This window comes from Botrimarina mediterranea (assembly GCF_007753265.1).
Classification (GTDB): Bacteria; Planctomycetota; Planctomycetia; order Pirellulales; family Lacipirellulaceae; genus Botrimarina; species Botrimarina mediterranea.
Genome location: NZ_CP036349.1, coordinates 3148726 through 3161517 on the forward strand (window position 1 = coordinate 3148726; position 12792 = coordinate 3161517).

At 58.9% G+C, this 12792-nt stretch carries 9 protein-coding genes and 1 pseudogene; 1 reads left to right on the forward strand and 9 read right to left on the reverse strand.

Annotated elements, in window-relative coordinates:
- Positions 1-4: 4 nt before the first annotated feature.
- The gene (locus Spa11_RS12245; protein WP_145112620.1) at positions 5-1192 is read left to right on the forward strand and encodes a DUF1501 domain-containing protein; all 1188 of its coding nucleotides are present in this window, start codon (positions 5-7) and stop codon (positions 1190-1192) included.
- Between the two features lie 1581 nt (positions 1193-2773).
- Here Spa11_RS12245 and Spa11_RS12250 read toward each other — a convergent pair.
- From Spa11_RS12250 to Spa11_RS22960, 9 genes and pseudogenes are all read right to left on the reverse strand, one after another.
- Positions 2774-3433 (reverse strand): hypothetical protein, encoded by a 660-nt coding sequence (locus Spa11_RS12250; RefSeq protein WP_145112622.1) that lies wholly within the window; start codon positions 3431-3433, stop codon positions 2774-2776.
- Between the two features lie 2649 nt (positions 3434-6082).
- Positions 6083-6235: a hypothetical protein gene (locus Spa11_RS22955; protein WP_197529340.1), complete on the reverse strand. Its 153-nt coding sequence runs from the start codon at positions 6233-6235 to the stop codon at positions 6083-6085.
- Between the two features lie 5 nt (positions 6236-6240).
- Positions 6241-6492, reverse strand: coding sequence for a hypothetical protein (locus Spa11_RS12255; RefSeq protein ID WP_145112624.1), 252 nt, complete (start codon positions 6490-6492; stop codon positions 6241-6243).
- A 717-nt stretch (positions 6493-7209) separates the two neighbouring features.
- Entirely contained in the window at positions 7210-8400 is a 1191-nt protein-coding gene (locus Spa11_RS12260; protein ID WP_197529341.1) for a formylglycine-generating enzyme family protein, read from the reverse strand.
- Positions 8401-8594: 194 nt separating this feature from the next.
- The gene (locus tag Spa11_RS12265; RefSeq protein ID WP_145112628.1) at positions 8595-9272 is read right to left on the reverse strand and encodes a hypothetical protein; all 678 of its coding nucleotides are present in this window, start codon (positions 9270-9272) and stop codon (positions 8595-8597) included.
- A 290-nt stretch (positions 9273-9562) separates the two neighbouring features.
- The gene (locus Spa11_RS12270; protein WP_145112630.1) at positions 9563-9919 is read right to left on the reverse strand and encodes a hypothetical protein; all 357 of its coding nucleotides are present in this window, start codon (positions 9917-9919) and stop codon (positions 9563-9565) included.
- A gap of 47 nt (positions 9920-9966) precedes the next feature.
- Entirely contained in the window at positions 9967-11112 is a 1146-nt protein-coding gene (locus Spa11_RS12275) for a PEP-CTERM sorting domain-containing protein (RefSeq protein ID WP_145112632.1), read from the reverse strand.
- A gap of 487 nt (positions 11113-11599) precedes the next feature.
- Complete coding sequence (locus Spa11_RS12280) at positions 11600-11770, reverse strand: integrase core domain-containing protein (RefSeq protein WP_145112634.1); 171 nt, start codon at positions 11768-11770, stop codon at positions 11600-11602.
- 17 nt (positions 11771-11787) lie between these two features.
- A pseudogene (locus tag Spa11_RS22960) lies at positions 11788-11904 on the reverse strand (IS3-like element ISMyma8 family transposase); the annotation flags it as partial.
- Between the last annotated feature and the right edge of the window lie 888 nt (positions 11905-12792).

Sequence of the window (12792 nt, forward strand, 5' to 3'; positions counted from 1 at the left end):
GTCGGTGTTCACACGGAGAGACTTTCTACGGACGACGTCGCTCGTCACCGCGGCGCCCTTTGTGCCAACCTTCCTCGCCAAAACCTCGCGGGCCGCGACGCCGGTTGCCGATGACCGCGTGCTGGTTGTCATCCAACTCGACGGCGGCAACGACGGCCTGAACACGGTTGTCCCCTACGGAGACGACGGCTACGGCCGCGCGCGCAAGGCGCTGCGGCTGAAGGAATCCGACCTGCTGAGGATTGACGACCACGTCGGCCTCCACCCACGGATGAAAGGCGCCAAGCAGCTGTTCGACGACGGACGGTTGGCGATCGTTCAGGGGGTCGGCTACCCGAACCCCGACCGCTCGCACTTCAGCAGCATGCGCATCTGGCAGTCGGGACGCCGGCACGACGCCGACCTGGAAGCCTACGGGTGGCTCGGTCGCACGCTCGATCTGACTAGAGGGAACGGCTCCGCTTCGGTGGATGCCGAAGCGTTCTTTGTCGGCAACCAAGCGACGCCTTTCGCACTTTGGGGCCGACGATGCGGCGCAACAGCGCTAACAGAGCTCAGTGACCTGACGCTCGATGGCTCCTTCCCGCCGCTCCGCGACTCCGACAGAACCGACCTTGGCTCGTTCGTCACTCGCCAGATGCGATCGGCGTACACGGCAGCCGAGGCATTCGCCCATGCCGAGCAAGCGGCCGTCGCTTCGCGGACGTCGTACCCGTCAACGGAGATCGCGTCGCACCTCAGCGTTGTGGCGAAACTCTTGCGGATCGGCTCTTCAGCCCGAGTGTTCTACGCGTCGCAGACTGGCTATGACACGCATGCTTCACAACTCTACACCCATGGGAACCTCTTACGGGAGTTCTCCGACGCCCTCAAGGCGTTTCTCGATGACCTCCGTGCTAACGGGCTAGATGAACGCGTCGTCGTGCTCGCTTTCAGCGAGTTCGGCCGACGTGTTGCAGAGAACGACTCGAAGGGGACTGATCACGGCGCCGCAGGTCCTGTGTTCGTAGCAGGTGCTCCCATCAACGGCGGCTTGTACGGCAAGACGCCCGATCTGTCCGCGTTGATCGATGGCGACCTCCCTTTGGGCGTCGATTTCCGCAGCGTCTACGCGACGCTTCTCGACCAGTGGGTGGGCGTCTCGTCCGAAGAGGTTCTGGGGGAAAGATATGATCCCTTACCCCTCATCTAAGCCGACTCCTCCCGCGTCGATGTTTTGAGCGTGAGTTGCACTGTTGTCCGACCGACGCGCCGGCAGCACCTTGTCAATGTGAACGCTGTGTCCAGTACTCATCTAGCTGCTGGGCGTCAGAGTCCTCGCGCAAGGGAGAGTTAAGCCTTCTAGCTGAAGGTAGATTAATCCTCTCTATGTCGTGTCCCTGCATGCTAAGAAGCTAGCCGACTTTTTTACAACACTTGGGTACGGCCGGGCATCCGGGGCTGACGGCACTTGTAAGCTTCCCGCTATTCCTGCGGCATGAAGTTCAGGTTGACTTCAGCGTTCCCAAAAATGCGACCATCGGGACCGGGGGAGTAACGGTGACTGGCGCTCCAAGCGGCGCGTAGCCTGCGAACTCTGCCGTGACGACGTAAACGCCGGGCGGTCTGACAAGGGTCCACACCGCGTCCCGCTTTCTCAACCGGTAGACCGCTTCTCCGTCGGCTCTGCGGTCCGTGGAGTGGCGATGCCTACGCCCGCCGTCTTGCACGCGATCAACGTACTGCATAACTGGATGGTAGATGCCACCAGTCACAAACTCGTACCGATTGAGTTTCTGCTGGTCGCTCTCGTCTGCGCGCCAGTGTTTCTCGGGGCGTATACCGGATCGAGGTTTAGAGGACCTCCGAAGCCGACGGCCTGAATGCGTGTCGTCTGAGGAACGCTTGTGAGGCCCGTCACGATCGCCCATCGCAGACACCGCCGATGGCAGGCGACGGTGTCTGCGATCTCAAGTGGTGGGCTAGATCAACATATCGAGCGCATTCCTCACTGCCTTCCTCAAAAAGCTCTCGAAGGAGGGAACCCGTGAGGGAATGCCAGGGCTGAACCTTAGCGACTAATCAAGAAGCCGTGATCGACGCACGGAACTGATCACTTGCGGACCAACCAACCTCATGAAATGGTTCGCGAGCGATCAGCTTTTCGAGATGCGAAGCTTATTTCGCATTGAGTCTCGCACCGTGAGTCTTCGCGTAAGGATGAGGGGCCGGTGTAGACCCGTGGGGTAAAGCGGTTGATCGCTTGCCACCCACGCCCTCCTGTGACCAATTGCGGATAACACAGATTCAGAACGAGGAATTGCGGTAGCGGCGGATGGCGAATTGGGTGAATAGTACGCGTGTCGTCACTCAACTTGATGGCCAAGTGGTTCTCTACCCCCGAGAGGTTCCGGTGGCTGAAAACCTCCCTCTTCTCCAAGATCGTCTTCTCGCGCTCTACTTCGAGCGGCAGGCCGCGGTGGGTCCGTTCACAGAGCCGCTATCGGACTTATTGGCTCGGCAGCGCGTGATGCGGCTAATCGAATCTGCCGTGCAGCAGGGGATGGTGGCCCAATTGGACCGCATCCGCACTTATGAAGATGCGCTCAGCCTGGAGTGCTTGATGACAACGCTTGACGGCCCTACGAAAGGCCAAGCTGCATCCTCTAGGACGTCTAATAGCCCAATCGAAGCCCCTCCACCCGTCCGGTGACAAAGATATCGAGGGCGGGATAGATCGGGGCGGGAAGGGGGCATTGTGGCGGTCGGATTCTTGAGAAGTGATTACGCGTCTTCAGTTTTGCGGGCGACGGTGCAAGAGACCGCACACGCCGAGCATCGCGGCGAGCGCTAGGGTGGTGGGCTCGGGAATGGTGAGTGCAACCCGAAGCGGACGGACATTGCCGCCGAAGTAATCGGTGATGGCAAGTTCAACAAACGCCCCATCAATCCGTGCGTCGCCGATAAAGGTATACTGCCCTTCCTGACCCCAGATAGTCTGGAGACGCTCGCCCGTCACGACGTTGAACACCATCGCCAAACCTGGCCCGCAATCAGAAAAGCCCGCCTGCGGCGCCGTGATAACGCCGAGCACGCCTTCAACATCGACGGTGCCCCCGAAGCTTGAGAATATCGAACGACCGTAGAGGAAGTGTCCGGTCGATAGGGTCGAGATATGTTCCCCTGTATCGGCGTTGAAGACGAACGCCGACCCGGACCCAAGGACCTCGGGGGCGCCAATCACAGCAAACCCGCCATCTAGGTCGCCGGAGTAGCCGAAGAGAGGCTCGTCATCCAGCGGGTAATCGGGCGGGATATTGAGCAGGAGGTCGTGCGTCAATTTACTGACAACCACGGTTGCCTCTGGGCCGGGATCGGCTGGCAGAATCAGCGGATCGAGAGCATGGGCGGCAGTGGCAGCGAACATTGCCGCGAGCGTGAGTAGCTGTCGCATGGTATTGGCCTCAGCGTGAAGAGTTGCACAAACGATAGCCCCGGCCGGCTGCCCCGTCACGCTTCCCCTGATCCGCCGTTGACAATCGTCTCGGTTACACGTTTCTATCGCCCCGCCTCAACTCGCAATAGCGTCTCAAGCCCCACGCAGCCGCCACCAGCAGAACGCCGGTCGTCGCGCAGCTGAGGAAGACAGCGAACCCCATCTCTGCGCCGCTCTGGTTTCTAGAGTCCAGCCATTTGGAAACCGATCGGAGGCAAGATCGCCGCAGACTTTCGTTGGCTGACCGGCGGGCTTCCGGTCTTGGCAGACTCACAGGCTAGGTAACGTGCTGGCGCCACGTTCCAGTGATGCGATCCACCGCCTACAGCGTCCCGAAGTGGACGCATAGGCTGGACGGATCTACTCCGTTCTTCAAGAGGGCTTTGGATATCTGGCTCTGGACTTGTATCTCAGTAATTGACGGGTCGTAGCAGTAGAGTAGCAGACTTGCCTTGTCACCCTGGCACCTAACAGGCCCGATCGGCTCGATGAGTAAAACATCACTCGCTCTGCCTAGCAGTTCGCTAAGCGCGGCGCGAAGTTGCGGTGTGCGTTTAGGGTCTGCTAGTGATACCCAAACAGCGATAATCTTCTGTGGTCGCCGCTCAAACCTGGCTACCGCCTGCCCGGTTTGAGTGAGAGCAGGACGACCTTCCCTAACTAAGTCGAGAAACTTACAAACCTCTTCCCTCGCTCTCGCGTATCCCTCGGTGGTTCGGCATAACCGATGGTACACGAGTGGTTTCAAATACGAAGGCAGATTCTCAGGGTGTTCAGACATTAGGAAGCAGGGCTTCCGAATCGCATGACGCACACCTAATTCGTAGAGGAGATTTGGTGTCGGTTCAGTCGCATCAGCCAATAGTAAGTCAACCGTGACGATTTGCTCCAGCAGCGGTTGGTTGAGCGTCTCCCCAATAATGCCATCGAATGGTGCACGGAACTCAATCTGCTTTGGCTCTTTCAGCGGATCGATAATCTCTTCGATAAGAGTCTCGACGGCCCGGCGTCGATCGCTTTCGGGGGAGCCGACTGCCGTAATCAAGAAGCAACGTGGCATTGCTAGGCTGGCCCCTGTGAGAGAGTTATTCTGGGTGAACACTTGCCGTCGCAACGGGACGTCGACCGAAAGCGCCCACCTCTACCGCCAACCTCCTCGCCTGTCAACCATCACCTAGAGACTCCCAGCGGATCGGCCGCGGTAGAGCAGCTTTGTAGTTGTTGAACTACGGGCCAGTCGTAATAGGGAGGCTCGGAATCGTAGGAATGACCACCGGAGTTAGGTTGGCTGGCGGGTTCGCAGGTGGTAGGTTTTCGCGCGTAGCTGCTGGTGAGATGTTAAGTAGGCTCTGGTTAAAGATATCGATTGCTCTGTTCGAGTTGCCCATGAATTCGTTTTCTCCGGTGGCCAACCTAGGAATCTGGAACTCGTTCACGGTACCGCTCGCGGCGCCAGTCACTTTGATGGTGGTGCCATCGCTCAGCTTGACCGTCTTTTCCACTTGAACGTATGGCGGGTCTAGGACGCCGAGTTCCTGGATCGATAGAGTAGCTCTCGCAAGACTGGGAATACCGCGCGCATCGACCCATGCGGTGTAGCTTCCGCAGCATCCGCGGTAGTGTCCCCTGTGACATGACTTCCACCAAGCGAGTCCCTTCTTCTCGATTCCGTACCAGCAAGTTGGTAGCTTGCATGCCATCGCGGTAGAGAGCGATCGTCTATACTCTTCCGCGTCATTCGACGTGTAGAAATCTCGTGTTATAGGATCGATTTTCTCAGCAGTAGGTCGTGGCAGGAAGCCGACGCTGGTCAGCTGCCCTAGGCAGTTTGAGCAAGCATTGTCGCCTGCGAGTACAACACGGTACTGAGTTCCAGCGTGATCGCTTTGGACGGGCGCAACTGCCAAGTTATATCCACGCGTCATTAGATGCATGGCGCATTGGATTCGGCGCAATCGGCTTGGGCTAGTTACGGGAGCAATCCCCCAAGACTCGGCTACCGTTCTGGAGCCATTGAGATTTAAGACTTCGCTAACGAGCGTCGTCGGGTTCCATGTCAATCCTACCGTACTTCCTGCCGAGCTTGTCGCCTGAGTTGTTCCGGAGCTGATGACAGCAACGTGAGGGAGTGACCCTGGCTGGCAATGAGCCATCGCTACATTGCTTAGTGTCTGCTCATAAAGCAGATCGGTAATCGAGCCTACTTGTGCTACGTTCGATTTTCGGAGGTGAGTGTGAGTGCAGCCAGTCACTGCCAAGGCCAATACAGTTACGGCAATCGCGATCGACTGTCGCTCGATTCGGCGCCATTGAGTTGCAGACATCGCTCACCAATCCCTAGATTTGACGATGCAGAATGCGGGGCACCGTCCTGGTGCTCTAGACCGGAATACTCGGCGCCCACGCAGTAGGGGATTCGCGACGCCTGCGAGGTTTTGGCAAGACCTAAGGGGTGTGCATGCACCACGACCGAAACAATCGCTATAACTTCGCGCCGTGCGTGCTATCGCCACGGGGTCGTGTAGGTGTAAAGCCCCAGCGATCCACAGTGCGTCAGTAGTGCCTGAACGTCCTGGCATTGTTTTCAGCTCGACGGAGCCTGTGTCATCAGCGAGCCGCCATCCAAGCCTTCGCCGCCTCATAGAGCGCTTCGGATCGGCTCATCTGGTTCGCCAACGCCTTCGCGGCGAACGACTTCGGCACGCGCGTCGGAATCGAGGTGGTCGGCTCGGCTTTCTTCAGCTTCTCGGCGGGGGACATTGCTGCTACTCGATGGCTCCTAGAACTGGTGACCCGGCTTCGAAGAAGGCGATCTGTTCCAGCGGCGCCCACGTCACAACGCCCACGACCGCCAAGTCGATCAGCCCGGTGACGATGACAAGCTCGCTCAGCCCGACCCGGTGGGCGATCTTCTCGACCGGGGCGCCAGCGCCCCATTCGGCTTCGACGTCGCGCACCGTCTCGGCAATGGTGAAGTGGTCGGCAGTGAGAGCGGCGAATCGTTGGAGCGGCGTCATGATCGCCGCAGAATACGCCCGTACACTTATTGGCTCAAGCCGCTATATCATGAGTAGCGGGCGGAGAGGCGGCCCTAGCGGTTGGTTTTACCATTGAAGAGCCCCCCGCTACGAAGCATCCAGGCGTGGCACCGCCGAGATTGGCATGATATCGTGCGGGCTACCTGCTGCTCGCTGGTCTGCAATCTTGCGCAACCATAAGAAGTAAGGGATGGTCTAATGAGAGCTAACGCAATCGGATTTATTCTCACTGCCGTGGCGGGGACATCGTATTGCGCTACCGCCGCTAGCCTCGTGACTTTCCAGTTCGTGGCAGAGAGCGTCAGTCAGTATTCAGAAGCCTTCTACACGGTGCCCCTAGGGACACGCGTTGTCGGAACATACACGTTCGATCTAGATACGCCAGGCGACCCTCCTGCGAGCCCAGTGGGCTTCACCTGGTACGACAACGCCATAAAGGGTGCCACGCTTGCGATGGAGGGTTTTGGAGAAGCGACGGGCTACGGCGGAGGGACAATTCGCATCGGCAACCCCGTCCGCACTAGCGGGTCCTACAACTTCCTTTCCGACCAGTACGTCGCCTACTTCCCGGTCGCCGGTATATCACTCGACACAAGAGTTTTCGGGCGCCGCAATCTCGTCGGCGCACACATACGAATGGCGGACTTGGATATGGAAGGCATCGCCACAGCTGACCTATCCGCCAATCCTCCCGACCTATCGTACTTCCTGGACAATACGGGACCCGACTACGACTCCGACAACGCCGAACTGTATCTCACGTTCGACACTGCCAACTCGGGCTACAACTCCAACCCATTCAGGCTGATCTCGCTGATTCGAGTGCCTGAGCCTTCCGCAACGGCACTTGCGTGTATAGCGTTTGTCGCGACGCTGCGGAACCGGCGCAGGCATTAGGGACTGGCGACGCATGAGGCCCCAGCCGGCGAGCATCGCGGCGAGCGCTAGGGCGGTGGGCTCGGGGATGGTGGCGACGCGAAAGCCGCGATCGATCGCGACACTCAGAGGCGACGACCCAATACCAACCGGCTGTCCTGAGAGGAGAACTTGAAAGTCAGACCTCCAAGCGCTGCCGGAAACACCCATCAACACAGAATCTGATGGGGAGACTGAGTTCGTCTCAGTCCACTCCCAGACATTGCCGGCCATATCAAAGGCACCGTATGAACTCGTTGTCTCGCTATACGCTCCAACATCTGTTAGCGGATACATCCTGTTCGGCATGGCTTCGCCTGAGTTGTAGCCATCGCCCGGCGCGTATCGGGTAAAGTTGGCGACGTTTGTCGTGTTCGGCGTGTCCAGCGTTGCTGGATCATCGGAGTCGGGCACGGAGTTCGAGCCAGTTGCGAAATCAAAATAGACAGCCGACTTCCCCGCAGACGCGTCATGGAACGCGGCCTTATACCACTCGTCCAGGCTTGGCAGCCAGTACTTTGCGTCCGAGTTCCTGCTGACAGTGAAGGGTTGAGACAGGTCCGCTGGGAGTTGAGTCAAATCGTAGGCGCCGCTTTCTGTGTCTCCGTCGCCCTGACTGTTATGCATCCAATTCACGAACCGTACGGCATTGAACCAAGTCACGAATACGACTGGTTTATTCGCATAGCTATAGTCTCGGCCGGCCTGGACCCCTAACGCATCCTCCTTGACGGCATACGAATACGAACCGATATCGCCTAGCCGAACGATGCCGCCGTGACTACTGCTCATCATCTGCGACGAGAAGAGACCATACTGATCATCCATTGCCTTGGCGTTGAGAAACTCGACGTATTGGCGGTTGGAGACATTGGTGCGTGCAACCGCGAAGGTGTCAGCGACCGTGCCGAGTCCATTATCAGGATCGGCGGCATTGTCCGGGTTTCCCACGACCGCCCAATCGAAGCTCACGGCCGCAATTGTAGGCTGGCCGTAGGCGGCGACGAGGAGGAGCTAGAGGAACGATCGAGGCATTAGTCTGATCTCCATGGGGCTCGTACTAGCTAACCGTAACCGACAACGGCGAGCGAGGTCACGCTTCACTGGCCGCCGACCCCTAAAAGCGTCTCCAGCGAACCCCCTGCAGTTGCAGCAACAACCAGCGTTCAGCCCGAAGGAAGCGGGCTACTTTCGTGGCGCGGCGGCCGCCCCATCATCCACCAGCCAGCGAGCATCGTGGCGAGCACTACGGTGGTGGGCTCGGGGATGACCCGCACAGTCCAGGTATCGGTCTGGCGAAGCGTTGCTCGATCGAGGGTGCCTTCCCAAGGCCAGTGCGGTTGACCATTCGGGTCCGGTCCCTCTGGCGCCGGCGGCAAGTCCCAGTGTCGAAGCGTGACGTGATACTCGCCGGGAGAAAGATTCCCGATCCAGTAGCTCCTTTCCTCCGGCCCAGTGAACGCATCCCCAACGAAGCCATTCAGGCGATGGTAGAGGTCGAACGAAACAGTGCGGGTGTCGCCATCCACGACGGGAAGCTCTGTGGCGTAATGCGAGTAAGGGTCGGTTGTGTTAGTCAAGTTCTTGAGTGGAACCCATAGCGCAAACGAGTCACTTGCAGAGAGCGGGTCACGCTGCGGCCGCTGCTCAGGACGTTGCGTCGCGGGACTGAAATCCCAGGAGCGATGGTAAACCGGATCCCCGATCGACTGGCCGGGGGCGGCGTTGTCAATGCGGCTCGGACGATCGACGTAGATGTCGAATCCATCCCAAGCAAAGGTGGGCTGTGCCGCTGCTGCGATAGGCAGCAGTAGCGTCAAGATGAGAGCCGCAAGGCGATGCATGGCGATCACGGGGGCTAAGACGGTTGGCTCCTCTGGGGAAAGCACAGTCTAACCGCCTACGCCATCTTGTCACACTTCGGCCCATCCGTCGTTGACAACGCCCCCGCCCCAAAAATTTGACGCGTAATAAATTCATTGAAATTGCAGCACCAACCTGCGTTCAGCCCGAAGGCAGCGGGCTAATTCGTCGCGCGGCGGACTGCGGTGAGAGGTTTGAGCCCATAAGTGAAAGGCCGCAGAGCAGTCGTCTGCCCTGCGACCTAGTTAATCACTCCATCATCAGACGCGCCCTATCGAGGCTTGTAAGCGTACGCGTGGCGGATGTAGGGGCGGTCGGTCTCATAGTCCCCGCCGTAGTCTCGCGACAAATTAGCGTCGAGGTCTTCGTCCCACTGCTTGTATTCGATTCCGTACATGCGATGCGCCGCAACTCCGAATCGGAACGCCTGTTCGTGGTTCTCGAAGGCGTCACTGGAGCCCGCCATTTGCTTGACGGTATCATCGACATCCTGACCCATATCCCGTGCCGAATCGTCACCGAAGTCGGCCTTGGTCTGCTCCCAGTCGTTGGCGAACGCGGCTTTGATCCGTTCCCACGTGCTGTCGTCTTCAGCGGTTTGCCATTTGGGTCTAGCTTTGGTGGCCATGATTGATCCTATCGGGTTGACCGACGGTCGCTCTGACGCGCCGACATCTAAGGAAGAGAAGGCTTGGTTGCCTTCCTATCCGACTGATACGAATGGCGTGCCAATCTGGAACCAGAGCACCCCTGCAAGCGACGGCGACGCACGAGTCCCCAACCGGCGAGCATCGCGACGAGCGCTAGGTTTGTGGGCTCGGGGATGGTTGGTAGGACGGCGCCGTAGATGTTGGGGCTGTTCTGGTTTGAGCGGCCATCGGTCCAAACGATTAGTCCGTTGTCGATCGCGGGATAGTACTGACCACCGGCGGCGTTGCTCACAAAGAACGTATTACCGTTCGTGAAATCTTCGCCGTAGATATCGAATAGGTTCGGCGCCCCGCCTTCGCCTTCCCCCCAGAGGATAGTGGACCCCTCAATGACGGGAGTCTGAATCAACTGACTGGTCTCACTTTGAGCACGAACAAGAAAGTAGTCCCCCGTCGTCAAGTCCGTTCGATACAAACCCTCAACGCCATCGCGTACGCCCATCCATACGACCGTCTCGCCGTCGATGGCAGGCCCTCGAAAGTCAGCTGTGAACGTGTTGTTGATCGCGTATGCCGTGCTAGTGGAGAGATTCAGTCCTTGAACGCCTCGGTTGCGCGAGTCAACCCAGATAACCGTATCGCCGCTAATCGCCGGCCGGAATTGGTCGCCGACTGCCGAGGAAACGACGAACTCCATGTTGGTAAGTAGATCGAACCCATAGATGTCGCTCCCCCCGTTACGTTCGTCCTGCCAGACGATCAAGTTGCCGTCGATTTGGGGGCGCCGCTGGTTTCGACTCGCAGTTGATATGGGGAACTCGACGCCCGTGCTTAGATTCTTCGCGTAGATATCGGCGCCGCCGTTTCGATAGTCCTCCCAAACCACAACGTCGCCGCTGATCACGGGACGATACTGTGAGCCCGTCGCGGTAGTCACAGAGAACTCAACTCCAGTCCCGAGGTCTTTGCCGTAGATGTCATACTCGGTCCCTGATGCAGCGCCTCTACCGTCTTCCCAAACAACGACCTGCCCACTGACATCGGGGAATTGCTGGAAGGCTGAGTAGGTCGAGATGGCGAACTCATCCAAGCCATCGGCACTGGCTTGCCTGTCGAAGCACATCGCTGCGAGAAGGAGTACGGCGAGATAAGAATTGCGGGCAGGATTCACGAGCGACTCCCTGGTTGCCTATTGAAGACGGTGGTACGCAGTCCCTGTACAGTATGCGAGGCCCCAGACGTTTGCCACCAATGTAGCGATCTACCGAAGTCGCCCGGCGAAAACCCGCCTGCTTTTCCGTCCCTGGTTGGCGAAAACACTGGCCGCTCCGTTGTGGGGCGGTTGGGAAATTCCAAATAAGCGTCTGGCCTATCTGCACCACCACCCCCTAGGGCCTAGGGCACCAGTGGCGCCAGGCACCAACAAGCGATTCGCGAGGCCGTGCGCGCTGTCGTCGCAATGGCTCTCGGGCTACAAGTGGGCGTCGTGACGTTCGTCCTGGATTCTGACAACAACCGGGCGGTTTCAAGTTGCAACGACCCTGGCGAGTCGCCTGTCGATGTGACCTTCCCCCGATCTATGTACCAGGCGTTGCTAGAGAATTGGAATCGTTGGATGCTGCTCCGCCGGGCCGCGTCCGCCCTGGGGCCTACTTCTGCTACGCCTCAGCAGGTCCCGGAGCGGAGGTGGGCCAGCGGGCGGCGAGATCGGCGGAAAGCAAATACCCCAACGAGCTGTGTGGGCGTCGGTGGTTGTAGTCTAACCGCCTCCATTCAATGACCCAGCGGGCGACAGAAGCGTCGCTCCGCCACTTCCGCTCGGGGCTCATCAGTTTGCATTGGCCGCCTCCTTCAGGAACTCCATGTCGAGAGCCTGGTCCGCCACGAGCTTCTTTAGCCTTGCGTTCTCCTTCTCCAGAGCACGAAGCTGCTTCGCCAGGTCAGCCGCCATACCGCCGTACTTCAATCGCATACATCACACTCTCAAGGACGTTCTGACGCCCTGCATAAGCAAGACGGCATCTACCGTCTTGCATGCATCGGAAGGCGCTGAACCGTACCGCGTACAGGGGAAAACTATGCGTAGCGATGTTTACTATTGCGACGGCCGGTGAGTGGGTTACAGTGCTAGAATTACTGAAGGAAACGCTGATTCCAGCGGTCGCATTTAAGGGTTTTGCAAGCAGGATGTCGCAGGTTCGATTCCTGTCAGCTCCACTTGTTGTAAATGCCTGTCGCGTAGGACCTTACGGCCTAACCTCCCGGCGGTCGGGAGTGCTGCCAGCAGCCAAATCGAGTGTCAATCTGACACCCATCGCAGCCGGCCATGCCCAAAACGCCCCGCGTTCCGCCCTACTGCCATCACAAGCCCAGCAATCGTGCCTACTGCCGGATCGGCGGTAAGTTCCACTACCTGGGCCCCTACGATTCGCCAGTACGATTCGCCAGAAAGTCGCGAGGCGTACGCCTCCACCGTGGCTGACATTCTTGCCGGCCGACCCGTCGGCACCTCTGCTGCAGCCTCTGGTGCCCCCGCTGCCTACCGGCTGACTGTACGCGAGCTGGTCGACCGCTACGTCGCCCACGCCGCCGCTTACTACGTCAAGTACGGGGACGGCCGTCCGAGCGGACGACGGAGTTCGGGCTCCCAATTTTTGGGCCTTCTGACCTGGGGGTTGGGGGCCCTTCGCTCTGACCGAACCGGCGAACCACGGAGGAGCCTCATTGAGGACTGGCCAGAAACTTTCGCAACGATGCTAAACGGAATCGCAAAGGGCGAGAGCGAAGGCAAGACCGTCTTGAGTGCGTCCTGCGAGCTAGTACGCGGGTTTCGAATTACGAGATAGTCAGC

Bases quoted from the DNA above. Each gene is read 5' to 3' on its own strand.
- Spa11_RS12250 (WP_145112622.1), bottom strand. From the start codon at position 3,433: ATGCGACAGCTACTCACGCTCGCGGCAATGTTCGCTGCCACTGCCGCC.
- Spa11_RS12255 (WP_145112624.1), bottom strand. From the start codon at position 6,492: ATGACGCCGCTCCAACGATTCGCCGCTCTCACTGCCGACCACTTCACC.
- Spa11_RS12265 (WP_145112628.1), bottom strand. From the start codon at position 9,272: ATGCATCGCCTTGCGGCTCTCATCTTGACGCTACTGCTGCCTATCGCA.
- Spa11_RS12270 (WP_145112630.1), bottom strand. From the start codon at position 9,919: ATGGCCACCAAAGCTAGACCCAAATGGCAAACCGCTGAAGACGACAGC.
- Spa11_RS22955 (WP_197529340.1), bottom strand. From the start codon at position 6,235: ATGTCCCCCGCCGAGAAGCTGAAGAAAGCCGAGCCGACCACCTCGATT.
- Spa11_RS12280 (WP_145112634.1), bottom strand. From the start codon at position 11,770: ATGAGCCCCGAGCGGAAGTGGCGGAGCGACGCTTCTGTCGCCCGCTGG.